The 24,210-nt window shown below is 65.3% G+C and carries 17 protein-coding genes; 13 read left to right on the forward strand and 4 right to left on the reverse strand.

Going from position 1 to position 24,210, the window contains the following annotated elements:
- Window positions 1-134: 134 nt before the first annotated feature.
- The 3 genes from ACSQ3Q_RS02455 to ACSQ3Q_RS02465 form a co-directional block, all read right to left on the reverse strand.
- Entirely contained in the window at window positions 135-1,040 is a 906-nt protein-coding gene (locus ACSQ3Q_RS02455) for a LysR substrate-binding domain-containing protein (RefSeq protein WP_436132832.1), read from the reverse strand.
- Window positions 1,041-1,059: 19 nt separating this feature from the next.
- Complete coding sequence (purU, locus tag ACSQ3Q_RS02460; RefSeq protein WP_436132833.1) at window positions 1,060-1,914, reverse strand: formyltetrahydrofolate deformylase; 855 nt, start codon at window positions 1,912-1,914, stop codon at window positions 1,060-1,062.
- A 251-nt stretch (window positions 1,915-2,165) separates the two neighbouring features.
- A complete protein-coding gene (locus ACSQ3Q_RS02465; protein ID WP_436136920.1) occupies window positions 2,166-2,963 on the reverse strand; it encodes a ChaN family lipoprotein in 798 nt (265 codons plus the stop codon).
- Window positions 2,964-3,207: 244 nt separating this feature from the next.
- Here ACSQ3Q_RS02465 and ACSQ3Q_RS02470 point away from each other — a divergent pair, with 244 nt between their 5' ends.
- A complete protein-coding gene (locus tag ACSQ3Q_RS02470; protein ID WP_436132834.1) occupies window positions 3,208-5,178 on the forward strand; it encodes a type IV pili methyl-accepting chemotaxis transducer N-terminal domain-containing protein in 1,971 nt (656 codons plus the stop codon).
- Window positions 5,175-5,918, forward strand: coding sequence for a response regulator (locus ACSQ3Q_RS02475; protein ID WP_436132835.1), 744 nt, complete (start codon window positions 5,175-5,177; stop codon window positions 5,916-5,918). The genes ACSQ3Q_RS02470 and ACSQ3Q_RS02475 overlap by 4 nt, the downstream gene beginning before the upstream one ends.
- A gap of 46 nt (window positions 5,919-5,964) precedes the next feature.
- Here ACSQ3Q_RS02475 and ACSQ3Q_RS02480 read toward each other — a convergent pair whose 3' ends face one another.
- Window positions 5,965-7,071, reverse strand: a complete 1,107-nt coding sequence (locus ACSQ3Q_RS02480; protein WP_436132836.1) for a helix-turn-helix transcriptional regulator — start codon at window positions 7,069-7,071, stop codon at window positions 5,965-5,967.
- A 442-nt stretch (window positions 7,072-7,513) separates the two neighbouring features.
- Here ACSQ3Q_RS02480 and ACSQ3Q_RS02485 point away from each other — a divergent pair, with 442 nt between their 5' ends.
- The 11 genes from ACSQ3Q_RS02485 (at window position 7,514) to ACSQ3Q_RS02535 (ending at window position 24,172) form a co-directional block, all read left to right on the forward strand.
- A complete protein-coding gene (locus tag ACSQ3Q_RS02485; protein ID WP_436136921.1) occupies window positions 7,514-7,960 on the forward strand; it encodes an IPTL-CTERM sorting domain-containing protein in 447 nt (148 codons plus the stop codon).
- A gap of 195 nt (window positions 7,961-8,155) precedes the next feature.
- On the forward strand, window positions 8,156-8,518 hold the full coding sequence (locus ACSQ3Q_RS02490) for a hypothetical protein (RefSeq protein WP_436132837.1): 363 nt from the start codon (window positions 8,156-8,158) through the stop codon (window positions 8,516-8,518).
- Between the two features lie 245 nt (window positions 8,519-8,763).
- Entirely contained in the window at window positions 8,764-10,053 is a 1,290-nt protein-coding gene (locus tag ACSQ3Q_RS02495; protein WP_436132838.1) for an MFS transporter, read from the forward strand.
- Between the two features lie 28 nt (window positions 10,054-10,081).
- On the forward strand, window positions 10,082-11,491 hold the full coding sequence (locus ACSQ3Q_RS02500) for a NarK family nitrate/nitrite MFS transporter (protein WP_436132839.1): 1,410 nt from the start codon (window positions 10,082-10,084) through the stop codon (window positions 11,489-11,491).
- A 70-nt stretch (window positions 11,492-11,561) separates the two neighbouring features.
- Window positions 11,562-15,380: a nitrate reductase subunit alpha gene (locus ACSQ3Q_RS02505; protein WP_436132840.1), complete on the forward strand. Its 3,819-nt coding sequence runs from the start codon at window positions 11,562-11,564 to the stop codon at window positions 15,378-15,380.
- Complete coding sequence (gene narH / locus ACSQ3Q_RS02510) at window positions 15,377-16,909, forward strand: nitrate reductase subunit beta (RefSeq protein ID WP_436132841.1); 1,533 nt, start codon at window positions 15,377-15,379, stop codon at window positions 16,907-16,909. The genes ACSQ3Q_RS02505 and narH overlap by 4 nt, the downstream gene beginning before the upstream one ends.
- A 3-nt stretch (window positions 16,910-16,912) precedes the next feature.
- Window positions 16,913-17,620, forward strand: a complete 708-nt coding sequence (gene narJ, locus ACSQ3Q_RS02515) for a nitrate reductase molybdenum cofactor assembly chaperone (RefSeq protein ID WP_436132842.1) — start codon at window positions 16,913-16,915, stop codon at window positions 17,618-17,620.
- Window positions 17,617-18,381, forward strand: coding sequence for a respiratory nitrate reductase subunit gamma (gene narI / locus ACSQ3Q_RS02520; RefSeq protein WP_436132843.1), 765 nt, complete (start codon window positions 17,617-17,619; stop codon window positions 18,379-18,381). Before narJ ends, narI begins: the two co-directional genes overlap by 4 nt.
- Window positions 18,382-18,397: 16 nt before the next feature.
- Window positions 18,398-19,303 carry a peptidylprolyl isomerase gene (locus ACSQ3Q_RS02525; RefSeq protein WP_436132844.1) on the forward strand — a complete coding sequence of 302 codons (906 nt, stop codon included), beginning with the start codon at window positions 18,398-18,400 and terminating at the stop codon, window positions 19,301-19,303.
- A gap of 14 nt (window positions 19,304-19,317) precedes the next feature.
- The gene (locus ACSQ3Q_RS02530) at window positions 19,318-20,025 is read left to right on the forward strand and encodes a carbonic anhydrase (protein ID WP_436132845.1); all 708 of its coding nucleotides are present in this window, start codon (window positions 19,318-19,320) and stop codon (window positions 20,023-20,025) included.
- A gap of 538 nt (window positions 20,026-20,563) precedes the next feature.
- Window positions 20,564-24,172 carry an LAGLIDADG family homing endonuclease gene (locus tag ACSQ3Q_RS02535; RefSeq protein ID WP_436132846.1) on the forward strand — a complete coding sequence of 1,203 codons (3,609 nt, stop codon included), beginning with the start codon at window positions 20,564-20,566 and terminating at the stop codon, window positions 24,170-24,172.
- Window positions 24,173-24,210 lie beyond the last annotated feature (38 nt).

Genomic DNA, 24,210 nt, shown 5'->3' on the forward strand with positions numbered 1-24,210 from the left:
GGCTGCGGCTTGCGGTGTGAATCGAAAGGGCTGGGTCGCGGCCGAGGCGGGCTCTCGCCGAGTCGCTATTAAAAATATAGCTATTAGCGCTTGATGCACCAGCGCTAGGGGCCAAAAACGTCAATGTTCGAGGCCTACACCATGGTCTTGCGCAGCCACTCGGCAAACGCCGCGCACTCCCAGCGGTCCATGGTGCCGGTGCGCCAGCACAGGTAATGGGCGTGCGGGCTGGTCGTGTCGGTGTCGAACAGCCGCACCAGCGTGCCGTTCTCCAGCCAGGGCGCACCCAGCTTCAGGCGCACCAGCGCCACACCCATGCCGGCCGCGGCGGCGTCGCACATCAGGCCGATGTCGTTGAACTGCGAGCCCTCGTTGGGCTCGGCCCAGTCCAGGGCCGTGGCGGCAAACCAGGTGCGCCAGGGTTCCAGCGGGCTGCGCAGCAGCGCCACGCCCTCCAGGTCTTCCGGTCGGTCGAACGGGCCGTGCTCGCGCACAAAGGCGGGCGAGGCCAGGGGCGTGACCACATCGCGCGCCAGCTCCACATGCTCCACGTCGGCATAGTGGCCGGGGCCAAAACGCACCATCAGGTCGGCGTCCTCGGCCACCACGTCCAGGAGCGGGATGGACACCTGCAGCGCCAGATCGATCTCCGGATACGCCTCGGTGAACTGCCGCAGGCGCGGGATCAGGATGGTGCGCGCAAACGTGGGCGTCACGGCCAGCTTGAGCCGACGCCGCCCCGGCGCTGATGCCGCACCCGGAAACCGCTGCAGGGCACCCAGGCCCTCGCGCACATGGGCCAGGTACGCGCTGCCTTCGGTGGTCAGCGAAAAATCCGCCCGGCCAAACAGCCGCACGCCCAGGATCTGCTCGAGCTGCTTGACGCGGTGGCTCACGGCGCTGGGCGTGACGCACAGCTCCTCGGCGGTCTGCGTCACGCTGCGCAGCCGGGCGAGGGCTTCGAACGTCAGCAGGCACTGGATGGGCGGGATGCGCCGCGCTGCGCTGCTGAGGAAGGACGAAGGGGCTGCGGTGGCCATCTGCGGACGGAACGAACGGCTACCGGAAGACGACCGTCTTGTGCCCGTTCAGGATCACACGGTGCTCGCTGTGCCACTTCACGGCGCGGGCCAGCACCAGGCTTTCGGTGTCGCGGCCGCGGGCGGTCAGGTCTTCCACCGTGTCGGTGTGGTCCGCGCGGGCCACGTCCTGTTCGATGATCGGGCCTTCGTCCAGGTCGGCCGTCACGTAGTGGGCCGTGGCGCCGATGAGCTTCACGCCGCGGTCGTGCGCCTGGTAGTACGGCTTGGCGCCCTTGAAGCTGGGCAAAAAGCTGTGGTGGATGTTGATTGCGCGGCCCGCCAGCTTTTGGCACAGGTCCTGCGAAAGCACCTGCATGTAGCGCGCCAGCACCACCAGTTCGGCCCCTTCGGCCTCGATGATCTCGAACTGCTTGGCCTCGGCCTGTGGCTTGGTGGCAGCGGTGACCGGGATGTGGTGGAACGGCACGTTGTAGCTGGCTGCCAGCTGATAGAAGTCGCGGTGGTTGCTGACGATCGCGCGGATGTCGATGGGCAGCAGGCCGCTCTTCCAGCGGAACAGCAGGTCGTTCAGGCAATGGCCTTCCTTGCTGACCAGGAGCACCGTCTTCATCGGCGCCGCCGTGGCGTGCAGCCTCCAGCGCATGGCGTAGGGCTCTGCAAAGCTGGCCAGGCGGGTCTTGAGGGTGGCGTGGTCATGCTGGTCGCAGGCGAACTGCACGCGCATGAAGAACAGGCCGGTGTCGTGGTCGTTGTACTGCGCGGCTTCTTCGATGTTGCCGCCGTGCTCCAGCAGAAACCCGGACACGGCATGCACCAGCCCCAGGCGGTCGGGGCAGGACAGGGTAAGGATGTAGGCGTTGGTGGTCGTCATAGCTGCGCGATTGTCGCAGCATGGCCCGCGCGGCAGCCGAGCAGGGAGATCCCTGGTTTGCCAAGCGGCCTGTGGTGCAAAGCCTCGCAGGGGGCTGTGGAACGGGGTGGTCGATGGTGGATTGGTGCTGGCGGATGCCGATCTGCGGGCTGGCCTTGGCGGTGTGAACCGCCTTTCCGGATCAGGCCGACATGCTCTGAGGCATTCCTAGGCTGCCTGCGCAACCCATGCTTCTTCTGACGCGCAGGCGCCTAACCGCCCGAACGCATCCCCTGGCCCCACTGCTGGCGCAGTTCCGCGCAGTGGTCCTTGGCGGGCAGGGCGGGGGTGGCAATCACGGCATCTGCTTCGGTATTGATAGCTAATGGCGCATGTCCCGCCTGCGCCAGGGCCACTTTTGAATTGAAATCGGCCGGCCAGTGCGTCGGCACACCCACGCTGCGCTGCACGTGGCCGCCGCCGGCGATCAGCAGCACGGTCTGGCCGCTCTTGCGCGCCGCCTGGGCGGTGCGGGCCAGGCTGGCGTCGCGCGCGATCTGGATGCGGGCCATGGGCGCGATCTGCGATTCAGGCAGCAGGCCGCAGTGGCCGTCGCGCAGCGCTTGGTATTGCCGCTCCAGCGCGGGCGCGGGCAGGTGCTGGTCCCATCGGGTGTCGGCCATCGCGGCACGCATGTCGGCGCGGGGCAGGTTGCCGCCCAGCACGGGCACGCCGGCAGCTACCGCGGCCATGACCACCGGGCCGTAGGCCTTCCAGGGCCAGGCCGCGTCTTTCAACTGCAGGGCTGCCTGCGCCTGGGTTTCAGTGGCGTCGCGCGGCAGGCCGGCGGTGCCGTGCCCTTGCTCGGCCATTTCCATCACCACGGCGGCCAGCTGGCCCCGTGCGGCGAGCCACAACACGGTGTCGCGCTGCAGGCGCTGGTGCTCGGGTGCGTCGTGCTGTTCGCCCAGCAGCAGCACATCGGTGGGCAACAGGGCCGCCAGGCGCGCGGGCCAGGCGTCGGAGGGCACCGCAGCCTTGGGGCCAGCGCCAGCGCAGGCGGTGAGCATGACCAGAGCGGCCAGCGCCGCGCAGGCCCCCCATCGGCGGTGTGTGGGGCAGGGGTATGGGGGGCGGTGCGCTGGGGTGTCGTCGCCGGAAGACCTGGCGGTAATGCGGAGCGTTGGGTGCATGGCCGGGATGCTACGCGGCCTCCGGCCCGCTGGCGCGGCGGGGCCACCGGCAGCCCAAGGGGATAACCACGCCTTGATGCAGGTCAAGGGAGTGCAGCGACCCGAGGCCTAAACTGGTCCGATGCGCACCCAGCCCACGTTGACGACCAAGCTCCTGGCCCTGGGTGCGGGGTTCCTGCTGGTGGCGCTGGTGTCCATCAGCCTCACACTGTGGGTGACCTGGAAGCTTGAGGGCGGCGCGGCCGCCGTCAACGAGGCCGGGCGGCTGCGCATGAACATGCTGCGCATGGTGCTGGTGTCGCAGACCGAACCTGCAGGGGCGATGCTGGAGCGCGTGCGGGCCTTTGACGCAAGCCTCCATTTGCTGCGCACGGGCGACCCGTCGCGCCCGCTGTTTGTGCCGTGGAGCAAGGACACGCGCGCGCGGTTCGACGCAGTTCGCGCGCAGTGGGCCGCGGCGCGCACGGGCTGGACAGGCGCGCAGCCGCCAGAGCGGGCGCAGACCCTGGCGCAGGCCGATGCGTTTGTGCGGCAGGTGGACGCCTTCGTGGATGCCATCGAACTGCAGATCGCCGGCTGGACGGCCGCGCTGCACGTGTTTCAGCTTTTCATGATGGCGCTGGCCGTTGTGGCTGCGGTCACCTTCATGGCAGTGAGCTACCTGCTCGTGATCAACCCGGTGGCGCGGCTGCAGCTGGCACAGGCGCGCCTGCGCCAGGGGGAGCTGGGCACGCGGCTGCCGGTGGACACCGACGACGAATTCGGCCAGCTGTCGGCGGGCTTCAACCTCATGGCGCGGGCACTGCAGGCGTCGCACGATGACCTGGAGCACAAGGTGCACGAAAAGACCGCCAGCATCGCGGTAAAAAGCCAGCGCCTGGCTGCGCTGTACGAGGTGAGTGAGCTGGCCGCGACCGCCAGCAGCCTGGAGCTGCTGGCCCAGGGCTTCGTGCAGCAGATCCGCCGTGTGGCGGGCGCGGACGCCGCGGCCGTGCGCTGGTCCAACGAAGCCAACGAGCGCTACGTGCTGCTCGCGGCCGACGGCCTGCCCCGCACGATGTCCGAAGGCGAGCAATGCCTGCCCACCGGCAGCTGCCTGTGCGGGCAGCCTCAGGCAGTGGCGCGCACGCGGGTGATTCCGATCACGCCGGACACCGAGGTCGCCTTGCCCCATTGCCGCGAGGCCGGGTTCGAGACCATGGTGACGATCCCGGTGCAGATGCAGCTGCGCGTGCTGGGCGAAGTCGACCTGTTCTTCCGTTCGCCGGTTGAGCTGACCGACGAACTGCGCGAGCTGCTCGAAGCCATGACGCGCCACCTGGCCAGTGCCATGGAAGGCCTGCGCGCCCACGCTCTGGAGCGTGAAGCTGCCGTGGCCGAAGAGCGCGGCATGTTGGCACGCGAGCTGCACGACTCCATCGCCCAGTCGCTGGCCTTCCTGAAGATCCAGACGCAGCTGCTGCGCGATGCCGTCAACCGTGGCGACGAGGCCAAGCGCGACCGCAGCATGGGCGAGCTCGATGTGGGCGTGCGCGAGTGTTATTCCGATGTGCGCGAGCTGCTGGTGCACTTTCGCACGCGCACCAGCGACGAGGACATTGAATCCGCGCTGCGCGCCACGCTGTCGAAGTTTGAGCACCAAAGCGGCCTGGCCACCACGCTGCACATGGTGGGCTACGGGCTGCCGCTGCCGTCTGACCTTCAGATCCAGGTGCTGCACATGGTGCAGGAGGCGCTGTCAAACGTGCGCAAACACGCCAAGGCCACGCGGGTCGACCTGCGGGTACACCGCCACCCCTGGCATTTTGAAGTGCAGGACAACGGCATCGGTTTTGATGTGGCCGGCGTGCCACCGGACTCGCTGCACATCGGCCTGGGCATCATGCGCGAGCGCGCCCAGCGCGCCGGGGCCGCATTGGAGGTGCATTCGGCCCCCGGGCAGGGCACGCGCGTGTGCATAGCGATGCCCCAGGGGGCTGGCGACGCATCGACCGCGCCCCGCAATCCGAACGACGGCGCCTCAAAGAATTCTTCCCCCGCCAAAGACGCACCCGCCACATCCGAGCCCGCCGTGGAGATGGACGCGGCATGACCACCACGCTGTCCCCTGTGCGGCTGTCCGCTGACGTCGACACGCTGGCTCCCATCGCGCTGCTGGTGGTGGACGACCACCCGCTGTTTCGGCGCGGGCTCGTCGCGCTGCTGGAGCAGCATCCAGGCCTGCAGGTGATCGGCGAGGCGGGCGACGCGGGCGAAGCCCTGCGCTTGGCGCCGCAACTGCGGCCCCAGGTGATCCTGCTGGACAACCACCTGCCCGGCGTGAAGGGCGTGGATGCCATCTGCGGCCTGCGTGAGGTGGCGCCCGCGTCGCGCGTGCTGATGCTCACCGTGAGCGAGGACGCGCAAGACCTGGCCGCCGCGCTGCGCAACGGCGCGCAGGGCTATTTGCTCAAGACCATCGAAGGCGACCTGCTGGCCGAGGCCATCCACCGCGCAGTGCGCGGTGAGCCCGTGGTGAGCCCGGAGCTCATGGGCAAGCTGGTGGCGGCATTCCAGTCGCAGGGCGCGCCGCCGGCCGCAGAGCTGTCGGCCGTGCCAACACCGTTGCCGGCGCAGGCCGATGTGGCCAGCACTGTGCCGCCGCTGTCGCCGCGCGAGGAAGACGTGCTGCGCGAGATCGCCCGCGGTGCGAGCAACAAGGAAATCGCGCGCACGCTGGACATCGCCGAAACCACGGTGAAGATCCACGTGCAGCACATCCTGCGCAAGCTGGGGTTGTCTTCGCGCGTGCAGGCGGCCGTGTTTGCGTCAGACCGCCAGCGCGCAGAGTGAGCCCGCGTGCACCGTCCGGCGCAGTGCGCCCGGGTGCGCTCGTTGACTACCGCTTTTCCAACAACAGGTCCTGCAGCTCCAGCCGGTTCTGCACGCCCAGGCGGGTGTAGATCTGGCGGCGGTGATAGGTCGCGGTATGGGCGCTGATGCCCATGCGTGCGGCGATCTCCGGCTCCGGCAGTCCGCGTGCGAGCCAGTACGCCAGCTCGTGCTGACGCTGCGGCAGGCCCAGCGCGCGCAGTGCGGGCAGCAAGCGCGCCACACGCGGCACCCTGTGTGTGATCTGGATGCCCACCGCCTGGCCTTCGCCCGCCGCGTCCGCCATCTGTGTGGCGCGCAGCGAGAACCAACCGCTGGCGTTGTGCAGTTCAAGTTGCGGTGGGGCAGGTGCAAAGCCCCCGCGGGGATGCCCGTTGCGGGCGGCAAACTGCAGGTTCTGAAGCAACATCTCCAGCTGTGCAGGCAAGGCCGAGCGGTGGTGCCAGCGCGGTCCGAACGCTTGCGCCATCAGAAGATCGGCCTGCGGCGACGTCCAGAGCATCCGCCCCTGAGGAGTGACGAGCAGCATCGCGCTTTCGTTCACGACACTGTCCTGCGCGTCCAGTTCGCCGGGCTGAAGGATCCGCGCCAGCAGAGCCTCCAGCCGCCCGAACACGGCCACGTCGTCCGCATCAAAGCGTGGGGACGCGCTACCCCGATACAACTTGAACGAGCCCACGCCCTGGCCCTGCGGTGTGCGCAGCACCAGGCTCAAGCAATCGAACAGTTCAGCGGGCCGCAATGCCAGGTTGTAGAAATCGCTGCGCAGCAATTCGCTCACCGGCACGGTGATGAGCTGCTCCAGGACCTGCGGGCCATGCTCGCAGCGTACGGCCTCGGCAAAGTCGTGCGCACTGCGCCGTACCACCTTGCGCTCGCTGCGCTGTACCGCACTGTCGAAGTACGTATGCATCAGGTCGCGCGCGGGTGAGGGCTCTACATAGGCGTCCAGGGCTCCACCGCTTCCGGGATAGAAATATCCGCTGGTGTCGAAGCCGATCAGCTGGTGAAGCTCGTGCAAAACCGGTTCGATGAGCTGGGGCCCATTGACGTCGAGGCAAGCCATCTGGTGCAGGCGTGCAGTGGCTTGCAGCTGAATGCGGGTGGGGGGCATGAGTGGGTGTTTGTTGCCGCAGCGAACCGATATGGAGTTGGAGCAACGTAGCACAGCGTGCGCCTGCATTGCCCTACCCCCTGGGGTGGGGCGGCACGTATTCAGGATTTCTACACTGGTTCCCAGACCTCGGGCAGCGTGTCATCGACAGCCGCCCGTGTAGCGCCATCTTTGTTTGACTGCTCAAAACGTGTCCCGAACTATGAAAAGAATCCACTTACTGCTGGCGTGTCTGTGCGCTTTTTTTCAAGGCAGTGTGTGGGCTGCTACGTATACCTATACAGGACCCAATTACGTAGCCGCTCAGCTACACAACTTCACTGCCTGCCCGCCAGGTTCTGGCAACTGCGGGGCTTACACCCCAGCGCTCTCTCAAACGGGTTCATTCACAACCGCCGCCCCGCTGCCCGGCAACCTCAACAATCAGGACATCACCGCCTTGGTGACCTCGTTTTCCTTCTCGGACGGGCTCACGACCTACGCCAGCGGCGACCCCCAGGTGACGATGATCTCGGCCCAGGCCACCACCACAGGCGGCGTGCTTGATATCTCGATCAGATTGCTGCGTTGGCAAACACCTGCGCCCCACGTCGCTGGAGACCATCTGGACACGGTCACCGTGCAGGAACACGGCCAGCACAATGCCGTGTGCACCGCCGGCATACAACAAATTCCGCAGGGGTATTTTTGCGGCGCCTCCAGCGCCGGCGGCGTGTTCTCCAGTTGGACCGACTCGCCGCTCACGTTGGGCACCTGGGCTGCGGCTGGGGTACCGCCAGTCGCGGGCGTCCAGTCCGTGCCCACGCTGGGCGAATGGGGCGTGCTGCTGCTGGCCTGTTTGATGGCAGGGGCGGGCTCATGGCACGTACGACGCCGTTTGACAATCTGACGCAGGGCTCCCTCAGTGCGTTGTTCTAAGGCGATCTGGCGCAGCAAGGGCGCCTGCTGATGACGATGCTGAACGCTGCGGTCAACGGCCTTGCGCGGCTTGATGCCGTGGTTCCGGTGGTGCGCAAGCTGGGTGTGCGCCACTTGCAATACGGTGTGCGTGAGGAGAAACTTGCCTGAGCAACCGGAGAACCCCATGAAAACAACACCGCACCGTCTCACCAGTGCTGCCGCCTGGGTTGCCGCCGCATTGACCTCCTTTTCGCTGAGTGCCATGGCGGACACCTCCACACCCCTGCTGTTCAAGATCGTCACCGCGCGCGACGAAGTTGTCGTCGCCGTGCCCACGGACGAGCCCGGGGCCCCGCGACCCGAGGCCGCCGCCATCGGCCAGGCCCTGGCTGCCAAGGGCGCGCTGACCCTCTGGCAATTCGCGCCACGCAAAGGGGGCGACGGCGTTCTGGAATGGGCGCCGCGGGCCAAGATCAGCGTGCTGTCAAACGACACCCTGCGGGTGGAACCCTACATGCCGGGCTTGCGCGTGGTGCCCGTGCAGTAGGCCTTCTCCCTCTACCGCAAGCAGTTCGCATCTGCATGCGCTCGCGCGCCCTCGGTGAAGAGGCCGCGTGGGCCGCGCGCCTGTGCTCCACACGCCATCCTCGGCATGGCCATAGTCCTTTCGGACGATGCCTGCCGCGGCCGGGCTAGTCCTTCTGCCGCGTCCCGGCTAGCCGGGCGAAGGATGTGCAGACACTGCCATCCGCGCGACCATCTCTCTCACACAAAAGAGAGAGGAATTGCGCAATGGCACCCCCCGCTTTGCCTCTGGGCGACAGCCCACAGCGCACCCGCCAGGCCTGGTCGGTGCTGATCGTCAGCACGTTCGCCTTCACCGTCTGCTTCATGGTCTGGATGATGTTTGGCGTCATCGGCATCCCCATCAAGAAGATGCTCGACCTGAACTCCACGCAGTTCGGGCTGCTCATGTCGATGCCCGTGCTCACGGGATCGCTGGTGCGGGTGCCGCTCGGCATCTGGACCGACCGCTTTGGCGGCCGCATCGTGATGACCGCCGTGATGGCCACCACCGTGCCCGCCATCTGGATGATGAGCTACGCCACCGCGTACTGGCACTTTCTCACCATCGGCCTGTTCGTGGGCCTGGCCGGGGGCTCGTTCTCGGTGGGCACGCCGTATGTGGCGCGCTGGTTTCCCAAGGCCCGCCAGGGCACTGCCATGGGCGTGTACGGCGCGGGCAACTCGGGCGCGGCGGTCAACAAGTTTGTCGCGCCGGTGCTGCTCGTCGCGTTTGGCTGGGCCATGGTGCCGCAGGTGTACGCGGCCATCATGCTGGGCACGGTGGTGCTGTTCTGGCTCTTCAGCTACAGCGACCCGGCCCACCTGGTGCCCAGCAATGTCAAGTTCACCGATCAGCTCAAGGCATTGAAGGACCCCAAGGTCCTCAAGTACTGCCAGTACTACAGCATTGTGTTCGGCGGCTATGTGGCGCTGTCGCTGTGGATGGTGCAGTACTACGTGGGCGAATACGGCCTCGATATTCGCGTGGCGGCGCTGCTCGCGGCCTGCTTCTCGCTGCCAGGGGGCGTGTTGCGCGCCATCGGTGGCGTGCTGTCTGACAAGTACGGCGCGCACAGCGTGACCTGGTGGGTGATGTGGGTGAGCTGGATCTGCCTGTTCCTGCTGTCTTACCCGCAGACCGACTTCACCGTGCTCACCGTCAACGGCGCCAAGACCTTCCACGTCGGCCTGAACGTGTATGTGTTCACCGGCCTCATGTTCCTGCTGGGCATCTGCTGGGCTTTCGGCAAGGCCAGCGTCTTCAAATACATCAGCGACGACTACCCGCAGAACATCGGCGCCATCAGCGGCATCGTCGGCCTGGCCGGTGGCATGGGCGGCTTCGTCCTCCCCATCCTGTTCGGCGCGTTGATGGACCTCACCGGCGTGCGCTCGAGCGCTTTCATGCTGATGTACGGCGTGGTGTGGGTCTCGCTCATCTGGATGTACTTCACCGAAGTACGCCGCACCGATCTTCTGGCCGACCAGGCCACACCGGCCGCCGCAGGCCGCTGAAACCGTCCCTTCTTTCAAGGAATCACCGATGTCTGCCACCCCCACCCGCGGGCGCCAGGGGCGCCTGCTCACCCTCTGGACGCCCGAGGACAAATCGTTCTGGGAGCGGGAAGGCGAAGCCGTCGCCAAGCTCAACCTCTGGATCTCGGTGCCCGCACTGTTCCTGGCTTTTGCCATCTGGCAGGTCTGGAGCGTGGTCGCCGTGAGCCTGCCCGGCCTGGGCTTCAAGTATTCGAGCAACCAGCTGTTCTGGCTGGCAGCAGCACCGGCACTCAGCGGCGCCACGCTGCGGATCTTTTACTCGTTCATGGTGCCGATGTTCGGTGGCCGACGCTGGACCGCGATTTCCACCGCATCGCTTTTGATCCCGGCGCTGGGCATTGGCTATGCGGTGCAGGACAACACCACCAGCTACCCGACGATGCTGATCCTGGCGCTGCTGTGCGGGTTTGGCGGCGGCAACTTCAGCTCCAGCATGGCCAACATCAGCTTTTTCTTTCCGAAAGAGCGCAAGGGTTCGGCGCTGGGCGTGAACGCGGGCCTGGGCAATCTGGGTGTGTCGGTGGTTCAGTTTCTGAGCCCGCTGGTGGTGACTGCGGGCATCTTTGGCATCTTCGGCGGCGAAGGCCAAACGATTGTCAAGAACGGCAACAGCATGCAGGTGTGGACGCAGAACGCTGCATTCATCTGGGTGCCTTGGATTGTGCTGGCGTCGCTGGCCGCCTGGTTCGGAATGCACGACATTGCGGATGCAAAGGCGTCCTTTGCCAGCCAGGCCGCCATCTTCCGGCGCAAGCACAACTGGCTGATGTGCACGCTGTACCTGGGGACTTTCGGTTCGTTCATCGGGTATGCCGCCGGGTTTCCGCTGCTGATCAAAAGCCAGTTCCCCGACATCAACCCTCTCGCTTATGCGTGGCTGGGCCCGCTGGTGGGCGCCGTGGTGCGGCCCTTCGGTGGATGGCTGGCAGACAAGGTGGGCGGCGCACGCGTCACGTTGTGGAACTTCATCGTCATGGCGATTGCAGTGGTCGGCGTGATCCAGTTCCTGCCGCAGGCAGGCGCGGGCGGCAACTTTGCCGGTTTCTTTGTCTGCTTTCTGGTGCTGTTCCTGACCACCGGCATCGGTAACGGTTCGACCTTCAGCATGATCCCGGTCATCTTTCTTACCGAAGCCATGCGGGGTGTGGATGTCAACGCGCCGGGTGCCCTGGCCCATGCTCAAAAGGAAGGCAACACCTTGGCTGCGGCCACGCTGGGCTTTACGGCAGCGTTTGCAGCCTACGGCGGATTTTTCATCCCCAAGAGCTATGGCAGCTCGATTGCGCTGACCGGCGGACCCGAGTTTGCGCTCTGGACCTTCGCAGTTTTCTATGTGCTGTGCATCGGGCTGACCTGGTGGTACTACGCACGAAAAAACGCTGAGATGCCTTGCTGAGCAAGCGCGCTATGCGCACCACTGCCTTCACGCCCCTCACGACTCTCAAGACCCGAAAAAGGAGCCCCCGATGAGCCATTTTCTTGATCGCCTGAACTACTTTTCCAACCCGCGCGAACCGTTTTCTGGCGACCATGGTGTCACCACCGCCGAAGACCGCACCTGGGAAGACGCGTACCGAAACCGCTGGGCGCACGACAAGATCGTGCGCAGCACACACGGCGTGAATTGCACGGGTTCGTGCTCGTGGAAGATCTATGTCAAGGGCGGCATCGTCACCTGGGAAACCCAGCAGACCGACTACCCGCGCACCCGTTGGGACATGCCCAACCACGAGCCGCGTGGCTGCTCGCGCGGTGCCAGCTACAGCTGGTACCTCTACAGCGCCAACCGGGTCAAGTACCCGATGATCCGCGCCCGGTTGCTCAAACACTGGCGCGAGGCGCGCCTGACGCTGGCGCCTGTCGAGGCCTGGGCGGCCGTGGTGCAGGACGAGGCCAAGCGGCGCGACTACCAGAGCGTGCGCGGCCTGGGTGGCATGGTGCGCTCGACCTGGGACGAGGTGAACGAGCTGATCGCGGCTGCCAACATCTACACCATCCAGCAGCACGGCGCGGACCGGATCATTGGCTTCTCGCCGATCCCGGCGATGTCGATGATCAGCTATGCCGCCGGCTCGCGCTACATGTCGCTGATCGGCGGCGTGAACATGAGCTTCTACGACTGGTACTGCGACCTGCCGCCCTCCAGCCCGCAGGTCTGGGGCGAGCAGACCGACGTGCCCGAGTCGGCCGATTGGTACAACTCGGGCTTCATCATTGCGTGGGGCTCGAACGTGCCGCAGACGCGCACGCCAGACGCGCATTTCTTCACCGAGGTGCGCTACAAGGGCACCAAGACGGTGGCCATCACGCCCGACTATTCCGAAGTCGCCAAGCTGTCCGACCTGTGGCTGCATCCCAAGCAGGGCACCGACGCAGCCGTCGCCATGGCGATGGGCCATGTGATCCTGAAAGACTTCTACTTTGGCGGCAATGGCCAGCCGCGCTCGGCCTACTTTGACGACTACGCGCGCCGCTATACCGACCTGCCGATGCTGGTGATGCTGAAAGAGCATCGGCTTGAAAACGGCAGCACCTGCCTGGTCCCCGACCGCTATGTGCGGGCCAGCGACTTTGCCGACCAGATGGGCCAGGACAACAACCCTGACTGGAAGACCGTGGCGCTGGACGCGAGCGGCGACGTGGTGGTGCCGCAGGGCGCCATCGGTTTCCGCTGGGGTCCGGACGGCCGCGCCGACACTGGCCAGTGGAACCTGGAAGCCAAGGAAGCGCGGGATGGCAAGGCCGTCTCGCTCAAGCTGTCAGTCATGGAAGGCGAGGGCGGCGTGGAGAACGCGGCCACCGCCAGCGTCAAGGTGGGCTTTCCGTACTTTGGCGGCATCCACCACGAGCACTTTCCCAATAACGAGCAGGGCGATGTGCTGGTGCGCACCGTGCCCGTGCAGCGCATCACCATCGGCAGCGGCGAGGTGCTGGTGTCCACCGTGTTCGACCTGCAGGTGGCGCAGTACGGCATTGCCCGTGGCCTGGCCGGCGAGCTGGCCGCGACCGGCTTTGACGACAACACGCCCTATACGCCCGCGTGGCAGGAGCAGATCACCGGGGTGCCTCGGGACCAGGTCATCACCGTGGCGCGCCAGTTTGCCGAGAACGCGCACAAGACCGAAGGCCGCTCGATGGTCATCATCGGCGCGGGCATGAACCACTGGTACCACAGTGACATGAACTACCGCGGCGTCATCAACATGCTGATGATGTGCGGCTGCATTGGCAAGAGCGGCGGCGGCTGGTCGCACTACGTAGGCCAGGAGAAACTGCGCCCGCAAACCGGCTGGACGCCGCTGGCCTTTGCGCTCGACTGGATCCGCCCACCACGGCAGATGAACTCGACCAGCTTTTTCTATGCCCACACCAACCAGTGGCGCTATGAAAAGCTGGGCGTGGACGAAGTGCTGTCGCCACTGGCCGACAAGAGCCGCTACACCGGCAGCATGATCGACTACAACGTGCGCGCCGAGCGCATGGGCTGGCTGCCGAGCGCGCCGCAGTTGCAGACGCACCCGATGCAGGTGGTGAAAGACGCGCAGGCGGCGGGCCTGGACCCCAAAGACTACGTGGTGCAGTCTCTGAAGGACGGCTCGCTCAAGCTGAGCTGCGAAGACCCTGACCACCCCGCCAATTGGCCGCGCAACATGTTTGTCTGGCGCTCCAACATCATTGGTTCGTCGGGCAAGGGGCACGAGTATTTCTTGAAGCACCTGCTCGGCACCGACAACGGTGTGCAGGGCAAGGACCTGGGACCCGAGGACGGCAAGCCCGAAGAAGTGGTGTGGCACGCGAAGGCGCCCGAGGGCAAGCTGGACTTGCTGGTGACGCTCGACTTCCGCATGAGCACCACCTGCCTGTACTCCGACATCGTGTTGCCGACCGCGACCTGGTACGAGAAGAACGACCTCAACACCAGCGACATGCATCCCTTCATCCACCCGCTGTCCACGGCGGTGGACCCGGTGTGGCAATCCAAAAGCGACTGGGAAATCTACAAAGGTTTTGCCAAGCGCTTCAGCGAGCTGTGCGAAGGCCACCTGGGTGTGGAAAAGGAAATGGTGCTCACGCCCATGCAGCACGACTCGCCCGGCGAGCTGGCGCAGCCTTTTGACGTGAAGGACTGGAAGCGCGGCGAATGCGATCTGGTTCCGGGCAAGACCGCGCCGCAGATGCAGGTCATCGAGCGCGACTACCCGAACGTCTACAAACGCTTTACCGCTGTCGGGCCGCTGCTCAACAAAATTGGCAATGGCGGCAAAGGCATTGCGTGGGACACCAAGACCGAAGTGACGCAACTGGGCCAGTTGAGTGGCGTGGTGACCGAACCCGGCGTCACGCTGGGCATGCCGCGCATCCTGAGCGACATTGACGCCTGCGAAATGGTGCTGCAGCTGGCGCCAGAGACCAACGGCCATGTGGCGGTGAAGGCCTGGGCAGCGCTGGGCAAGCAAACCGGGCGCGATCACAGGCACCTGGCGCTGCACCGAGAGGACGAGAAGATTCGCTTTCGCGACATCCAGGCGCAGCCCCGCAAGATCATCAGCTCGCCCACCTGGAGCGGCATCGAGTCGGAGACCGTGTCGTACAACGCCGGCTACACCAACGTGCACGAGTACATACCGTGGCGCACGTTGACCGGCCGCCAGCAGTTCTACCAGGACCACCCGTGGATGATTGCCTTTGGCGAGGGCTTTGCCAGCTACCGTCCGCCGGTGAACCTGAAAGCCACGGCAGGTGTGCACAACATCCGCAGCAACGGCAACAGCGAGATCCTGCTGAACTTCATCACGCCGCACCAGAAGTGGGGCATCCACTCGACCTACACCGACAACCTGATCATGCTCACGCTCAGCCGTGGCGGGCCGATCATCTGGCTGAGCGAGGACGACGCCAAAACCATTGGCGTGGAAGACAACGACTGGATCGAGGCCTACAACGTCAATGGCGCCATCGCAGCGCGTGCGGTGGTCAGCCAGCGCGTCAAGCCGGGCATGGTGATCATGTACCACGCGCAGGAAAAGATCGTGAACACCCCTGGCTCGGAAATCACCGGCACACGCGGCGGTATCCACAACTCGGTCACGCGCATCGTGCTCAAGCCCACCCACATGATTGGTGGCTACGCACAACTCTCCTACGGCTTCAACTACTACGGAACCATTGGCACCAACCGCGACGAATTCGTCGTGGTGCGCAAGATGGACAAGGTGGACTGGCTGGACACCCCACGCGATGACGACCGCGCCTTTGCGGTGCAACAACAGGGAGAGTCGGCATGAGAGTACGCGCGCAAATCGGCATGGTGCTGAACCTGGACAAGTGCATCGGCTGCCACACCTGTTCGGTCACCTGCAAGAACGTCTGGACCAGCCGCCCCGGCATGGAATACGCCTGGTTCAACAACGTCGAGACCAAGCCCGGCATCGGCTACCCCAAGGAATGGGAGAACCAGGACAAGTGGAACGGCGGCTGGGTGCGCCGCGCCGACGGCTCCATCGTGCCCCGCCAGGGGGGCAAATGGTCGATGCTGATGAAGCTGTTCGCCAACCCGAACATGCCGCAGATCGACGACTACTACGAACCCTTCACCTTCGACTACGACCACCTGCAGTCGGCGCCCGAGATGAAGGCCACGCCGACCGCCCGCCCGCGCAGCCTGATCACCGGCAAGCGCATGGAGAAAATCGAGTGGGGTCCGAACTGGGAAGAAATCCTGGGCGGTGAATTTGCAAAGCGCAGCAAGGACGCCAACCTCGACAGCTTCGACCAGGTGCAAAAGGACATGGTGGGGCAGTTCGAAAACACCTTCATGATGTACCTGCCGCGCCTGTGCGAGCACTGCCTGAACCCGGCGTGCGTGGCATCGTGCCCGTCTGGCTCGATCTACAAGCGCGAGGAAGACGGCATCGTCCTGATCGACCAGGACAAATGCCGCGGCTGGCGCATGTGCGTCTCGGGCTGCCCGTACAAGAAGATTTACTACAACTGGAAGAGCGGCAAGGCCGAGAAGTGCACCTTCTGCTACCCGCGCATCGAAGCCGGCCAGCCGACCGTGTGCAGCGAGACCTGCGTGGGCCGCATCCGCTACCTGGGCGTGGTGCTGTATGACGCCGACCGCATCCAGGAAGCGGCCAGCGTGCCCGATGACAAGGACCTGTACCAGGCGCAGCTGGACATCTTCCTCGACCCCTACGACCCCGAAGTGATTGCGCAGGCGCGCCGCGATGGCATTCCTGAAGCCTGGCTGGAAGGCGCGCGCAAGAGCCCGGTCTACAAGATGGCGGTGGACTGGAAAGTGGCGCTGCCGCTGCACCCCGAGTACCGCACGCTGCCGATGGTCTGGTATGTGCCGCCGCTGTCGCCCATCACCTCAGCGGCCAACGCCGGCAAGATCGGTGTCAACGGCGAACTGCCCGACATTTCGCAGATGCGCATTCCGGTGCAGTACCTGGCCAACTTGCTCACTGCCGGCGACACCGCCCCCGTGATGCGCGCCCTGCAGCGCATGATGGCCATGCGCGCGTACCAGCGCAGCAAGCATGTGGACAACGAGCAGAACCTGGCGGTGCTGGCGCAAGCCGGCCTCAGCGTGGCGCAGGTCGAGGACATGTACCACATCATGGCCATTGCCAATTACGAAGACCGCTTCGTCATCCCCACCACGCACCGCGAGTACGCCGAAAACGCGTTCGATGTGCGCGGTGGCTGTGGCTTCACTTTTGGCAACGGTTGCTCTGAAGGCAGCAGCGAAGTCAGCCTGTTTGGTGGCAGCAAGAAGCGCACCATCCCGATCAAGATGGAGGTCTAGGCCATGGCGCTGTTCAACACCCTTCCGCAGGCCAGCAAAAGCCTGCGCGTGCTCGCGTTGCTGCTGGGCTACCCCGACGCCGACATGCGCGCGCATTTGAGCGACATGCGCACTGCGCTGCACGCAGAGCGCGCGCTGTCGGCATCGCGCCTGGCCGAGCTCGACGCGCTGATTGCAACGCTCGGCCGCAAGGCCGTGCTGGAGGTCGAGTCCGACTATGTCGAGTTGTTTGATCGGGGGCGCGCCACGTCGCTGCACCTGTTCGAGCATGTGCATGGCGATTCGCGCGACCGCGGCCCCGCGATGATCGACCTGACCAAGACCTATGAGCAGGCGGGCCTGTTTCTGGGCGAGGACGAAATGCCCGATTTCGTGCCCGTCGTGCTGGAGTTCACATCCACCCTGCAGCCGCGCCAGGCGCGCGAGTTTCTGGGGGAGATGGCACACATCTTCAACGCCATATTCGCCGCCCTGCAGCAGCGCGAAAGCCCTTACGCCTGCGTGCTGGGTGCGCTGCTGGAACTGGCTGGCGAAAAATCTTCGCCGGTGGAAGTCGTCGTTGACGAGCCCATTGATGCCATCTGGGAAGAGCCGGTCGTGTTCGACGGCTGCTCGTCCAAGGGCCAGGCGCGCCCCGACCAGGCGCAACCCATCCACATCGTGCCCCGTGCTGCGCGTGCAGCCGGTTCTTCCACAGGAGCACAGCCATGACTTCACTGCACGGTTTCCTTTTTGGCGTCTATCCCTATATCTGCCTGACGGTGTTTCTGCTCGGCAGCCTGCTGCGTTTTGACCGAGACCAGTACACCTGGAAAAGCGACTCTTCGCAGATGCTGCGCACGGGATTGCTGCGCTGGGGCAGCAACCTGTTCCACATCGGCATCCTGTTCCTGTTCTTTGGCCACCTGGTGGGCCTGCTGGCGCCGCACGCCTTCTACGCGCACTTCATGGAAGCCTCATTCAAGCAGCGCGTGGCCATCTATTCGGGCGGTTTCTTTGGTGTGGTGTGCTTCATCGGCCTTTCGATGCTGATCTACCGCCGCATTTTTGATGAGCGCATTCGCTACACCAGCCACCGGACCGACCTGGCGATCTTGCTCATTCTGTGGGTGCAGCTGGTGGTGGGGCTGATCACCTTGCCGTTCTCTTGGGCGCATTCGGACGGCAGCGTGATGTTGATCCTGGCCGACTGGGCGCAGCGCATTCTGACGCTGCGCACGGTGGATGCCGAAGTGCTGGCGGGACTGCCTTGGCCCTATTTGTTCCACATCGTGTTTGGCATGACGATCTTCCTGCTGTTCCCCTTCAGCCGACTGGTGCATGTATGGAGTGGTTTTGCTTCGGTGGGCTACCTGTTCCGCCCGTACCAGGTGGTGCGCAGCCGCCGCCTGGACGTGGGCAAGACCACCACACGTGTTTCACCGGTGCCGCCGCAGCCGGTACACGGCAGTGACCGCAGCGCCAAGCATTGAACCCGGGAAACTTCACATGAACTCAAACTCTGTTTCCCTGAGCACGGGCTGCGGCAGCGGCGGTGGCGGCTGTGCCTGCAGCACGGGTGCCGTATCCGCCACCGCTGCCGCCACGGCTGCGGGCATCGCTCCCACCTCTGCCCCGCAAGAGGTGCCCACCGCGCGCATCAACGGCATTGCGCTGCACCCCGAAGGCCATCGCCCGCTGGAGGAGGAACTGCGCGAGCGCGCGTACGCCGAGCTGCTGCGCCAGCGTGCCGTGTCGCAGGGCTTGCTGGCGCCGCAGGGCGGTGACCTGGCCCCCGAGCCTGGCGAGGCCGAGCGCCAGGTGCTGGAGGCCATGGTCGACGCTGAAGTCCACAGCCCCGAGCCGCACGAGGACGAATGCCTTCGCTACTACCAGGCCCACACCGCAGAGCTCACGGTGGGGCAGGCGCTGCATGTGCGGCACATCCTGTTTGCCGTCACGCCCGGCATCAACGTGCAGGCGCTGGCGGTGCATGCCGAAAAAGCGCTGCTGGAGCTGACCCACAAGGACACCCCGCCCGCGCGTTTTGCCCAATTGGCCGGTGAGCTGTCCAATTGCCCCACCAGCGCGCAGGGCGGCGATCTGGGCTGGATCAGCCCCGATGACTGCGCGCCAGAACTTGCCAAGGAACTGTTCCACCAATCGCACCATAAGGGGACTATCGGCATCCACCCGATGCTGGTGCACAGCCGCTTTGGTTTTCACATTGTCGAAGTGCTGGAGCGCCGCGCTGGTACCGTGCCTGCGTACGCAGACGTGCAAGAGCGCATTGCGCGCCAACTGGCCATGCAGTCGCGTGGCCGCGCATTGCACCAGTACATGTCGCTGTTGGCCGGCGAGGCGGAGCTGGAGCACATCACCCTGGATGCAGCCGGCTCGCCGCTGGTGCAGTAGCAGCCTGTGGCTTTATGGAGCACCCGCTGTTTCCTGCCAACACCGACGCTGCGGAGTTGCTGGTCAAGCTGCGCGCCTTCAAGTCCGACTACTTCCCGCTGCACCAGCAGCGTTTTCAGGACCTGGTGGCGCAGGGCCAGCACCCCAAGACCCTGTTCATCGGCTGCTCGGACTCGCGTCTGGTGCCTTACACGCTGACCGGCACGGGGCCAGGCGAGCTGTTTCTGGTGCGCAATGTCGGTGCCTTTGTGCCGCCCTACGATGGGTCACAAGGCCACCACGGCACGGCGGCAGCGATTGAATTTGCGGTGCTGAGCCTGGAAATCAGCCGCATCATCGTCTGCGGCCACAGCCACTGCGGCGCCATCAAGGCGCTGTATGGCGAAGTGCCTGCCGAGGCGCAGAACCTGCAGCGCTGGTTGGATCTGGGGCGCGAAGCCGTGCTGCCGGTGCAGCCCTGCGCCGAAGCGCTGCGCCGCACCGAGCAGCGCGCGGTGGTGCTGCAACTGGGCCGGCTGATGGAGTTTCCGATGGTGCGCAGCCGCGTGCTGGCCGGCAAGATCAGCCTGCACGGCTGGCACTACGTCATCGAGGACGGTGAAGTGAACGTGTTTGATGTCGCCACCGGCCATTTCGTGGCTGCCTCCGCCACGACCCATGGCACCGCCGATCCGCGTGCGGCGCCCTATGTAGAGCATGACGGCCAGGTCATTGGCGATTGAATTGGAGACAGGCAGAGGCAGAGGCAGAGGCAGCGCGCAGCAGGCAAGACTTGTGCTGAGCCACGCTGCGGCGTGTGTGGCGACCGGTTGTAGTGGGTGTGTGGACCTTCAGAGCGCAGATCGGTAAGGACAGGTAAGTACCAGCGTTGCAGGCCACCGCAGTGGTGGCACCAGGTCCTCCAGTCAACCCCCACCGCTTGGCTCAAAAAGATCGCCTGCCCAAATTTTTAATGCTATTAAATTGATAGCTATTAGTGCTTTATAGATAAGCGATATAGCCGGTTTTGATCAAAATTTATGGACACTACAACCCCTGGCACCGCGGCATCTCGACGGCGCTGTGCACCGAGTTTGCGCTGCGTCATAGACGCTGCTCTAAGCACCACCGTCAGGGCGGACATGGGTCCCAAAACGCCCGAAAAGGTCTATTCTTGCTGTCTGCGCAGCGCCGTTCTCCAGGCGACGGTTCCACTGCAATACCCGTCCAGATGGCTGAGCGTGCTCTGCGCCGCGCAGCCCTTCCCTCAAGGCAGACCCCATGATTCGTGAAGGCCTCGGCCATCCCGCCGACATGACCGCCCCCCAGCCCATCAGCATGGATGTGCTGAACGAGAAGTACCTCAAGCCCGGCGAATCCTCCGTCGAGGAGTTGTACGCGCGCGTGGCACGTGCCTTGGCGTCGGTCGAACTCCCCGAACTGCGCGCCAAGTACGAGGCGCTCTTCCTGGCCAATCTCAAGGCCGGTGCCATCGGCGCGGGCCGGATCATGAGTGCCGCGGGCACCGACATCCAGGCAACGCTGATCAACTGCTTTGTGCAGCCCGTGGGAGACTGCATCCAGGGCGTCGACGACGAAGGCTTTCCCGGCATCTACGAAGCGCTGCGCGAGGCCGCCGAAACCATGCGCCGCGGCGGCGGCGTGGGGTACGACTTCTCACGCATTCGCCCCCGGGGCGCACACGTCAAGGGCACGGCCTCCATGGCTTCGGGCCCGTGCAGCTACATGAACGTGTTTGACCAGTCGTGCTCGACGGTGGAGAGCGCAGGCGCGCGCCGCGGCGCGCAGATGGGCGTGCTGCGCATCGACCACCCCGACGTGCAGGAGTTCATCACCGCCAAGCGCACGCCCGGCCGCTGGAACAACTTCAACGTGTCGGTGGGCGTGTCGGACGCGTTCATCCAGGCGGTGCAGAACGATGCGCCCTGGGAGCTGGTGCACAAGGCGCCCCCTGGTCCCACGCTGCAGGGCCAAGGTGCCCGCCAGCGTGCCGATGGCCAATGGGTCTACGCCACCGTCCAGGCCCGCGCACTGTGGGACACGATCATGAAGTCCGCCTACGACTTCGCCGAGCCGGGCATCTTGTTTTTGGGGCGCATCAACGAAGACAACAACCTGCAGTACTGCGAAGAGATTGCAGCTACGAATCCCTGCGTGACCGCAGACACCTGGGTGATGACCACCGAAGGCCCTCAGCAGGTGGCCGACCTGGTGGGCAAGCCGTTCGCGGCCGTGGTGGATGGCCGTGCTTACCGTGTGGAAAGCCAGGGCTTCTTCAAGACAGGCACCAAGCCCGTGCTTGCGCTGCAAACCCGAGAGGGGCACAACCTGCGCTTGACGGCGGACCACCGGGTGCGGCGTGTGGCGCGCAAGACCCGCTACTGCCTGGAGGTGGAATGGACCGAGGCAGCGCACCTGCGCCCCGGCGACGAAGTCATGCTGCACGACCACCGTGCTTTTGCAGGCTGGAGCGGCGCAGGCACGCAGGCCGAGGGCTATCTGCTCGGGCTGCTGATTGGCGACGGCACCCTGAAGGCCGACAAGGCCGTGATTTCGGTGTGGGCGCCGGAGCTCAAGGCCGTGGGGCAGGGCGCAACGGCCTATGCGGCGTCCGGGGCGGACGGCATCATGCGTGCTGCCACGGCCGCTGCGGCCACACTGCCGCACCGGGCAGACTTCAAAGGCTTCCAGAGGCCCGTAGCAGGGCGCGGCGAGGCTCGCATGGCCAGTGCCGCGCTGTGGCAGCTGGCACACCGGCTGGGCATGGCACCGGGCCGCAAGACCATCACGCCCGAGATGGAGCGGCAGTCTTCGGCCTTCATACAGGGCCTGCTCAGCGGCCTGTTCGATGCGGACGGCTCCGTCCAGGGCGCACAGGACAAGGGGCTCAGCGTGCGGCTGTCGCAAAGCAATGCTGACGTGTTGTGCACCGTCCAACGCATGCTGCTGCGCATGGGCATCGCATCCACGCTGTACTGCGAGCGGCGGCCCGCATCGTCGACACAGCTGCCCGATGGCCGCGGCGGTATGCAGAACTACCCCACCCGCGCCCAGCACGAGCTGGTCATCAGCGGCGACAACCTGCGGGAGTTCGCCGATCGCGTCGGCTTTTGCGATACCGACAAGGCCGCGCGGCTGGAGGAGGGCCTGTCGAACTATCGCCGCGCCCTCAACCGCGAGCGCTTTACCGCCACCGTGCAGTCGCTAGCCGATGCGGGCGTTCATGATGTCTATGACGTGACGGTGGCCGACGTCCATGCATTCGATGCGAATGGGCTGGTGGTCCACAACTGCGGCGAACAGCCACTGCCCTCTTACGGCTGCTGCGACCTCGGCCCCATCATCCTCACGCGCTTCGTGCGGTACCCGTTCGGTTTTGGTGGCGTGGCGGCGTTCGAATTTGGTGCGTTCAGCCAGGCGGTGGCGCTGCAGGTGCGGGCACTCGACAACGTACTGGATGTGACCTATTGGCCCTTGCCCCAGCAGCGCGACGAGGCCATGGCCAAGCGCCGTATCGGGGTGGGTTTTACCGGCATGGGCAACACGCTGGCGATGCTGTGCCTGCGCTACGACCAACCCGAAGGGCGCACCATGGCCGCGCGCATTGCCGAATGCATGCGCGATGCGGCGTATGCGGCGTCGGTGGACCTGGCGCAGGAAAAAGGGGCGTTCCCGAAGTTTGACGCTGCAGGCTATTTGGCGGAGGGCACGTTTGCCAGCCGCCTGCCCGATTCGCTGAAAGCCACCATCCGCGAGCACGGCATTCGCAACAGCCACTTGCTATCGATTGCGCCCACGGGCACGGTGAGCCTTGCGTTTGCCGACAACGCCTCCAACGGCATCGAGCCGCCGTTCTCCTGGATGTACAAGCGCAAGAAGCGCGAGTCGGACGGCAGCACCAGCGAGTACGCGGTGGAAGACCATGCCTGGCGCCTGTACCGTGAATTGGGGGGCGATGTGAATGCGCTGCCGGACTATTTCGTGTCGGCGCTGGCGATGTCTGCACAGGAGCACATTGCCATGATGGAGGCCGTCCAGCCCTTCGTCGACACGGCGATCTCCAAGACCGTCAACATCCCTGCGGACTACCCTTACGAGGATTTCAAGGACTTGTACCTGCAGGCCTGGCGCGCACGCCTCAAGGGCCTGGCCACCTACCGGCCCAACAGCATCCTCGGCTCGGTGCTGGAGACGCATGCAGAGCCCGCCGCGCAGCCCGTGGCGGCGCTGCAGGTCCCACAGGCGACCACCCCGGCCGCACCGGTCGACCCCATGCGCACCGTCATCGAGAGCCGACCGCAGGGCGGCCTGTCGGCGGTGGCAGAAAAGCTGGAGTACTGGACGCAAGAGGGCCACAAGACGCTGTACCTCATCGTGTCTTTCCTGCCCGTGCCCACGGGCGTGGGTGGATCGGGCAGGGGTGGCACGGTCGACCGGGCCATCGAGTTCTTCATGCCCGTGGGCCAGAGCGGCGAGTCGCAGCAGTGGATCACCTCCAGCATGCGCATGCTGTCGCTGGCGGCGCGCGGGGGGTTTCTGGAGCGTGCGCTGTCGGACATGCGCAAGGTGGCATGGGACCGTGGCCCCGTGCGGCTGGGCACGCACCGCAAGGACGACGGCACGGTGGTGCCGATGTGGCACGACTCGGAAGTGGCGGCCATGGCCTTCGCCATCCAGAACATCCTGGCGCGCAGGGTGGCGGACCCGGTGCAGCAGCTGCTGCCGCTGGACGAGCCTGCACCGCCCGCTGCCGGTGTGCCGCAGGCCATGGCCGGCAAGAAGTGCAGCGAATGTGGTGCGCACGCGGTGATCCGCAAAGATGGCTGTGACTACTGCACCCAATGTGGGCACCTGGGGAGCTGCGGATGAATCCTTGCCTCAACCTCAACCAACCTCCTTCAGGCCAA

The organism is Acidovorax sp. LjRoot129, assembly GCF_964253765.1.
Taxonomy (GTDB): domain Bacteria; phylum Pseudomonadota; class Gammaproteobacteria; order Burkholderiales; family Burkholderiaceae_C; genus Acidovorax.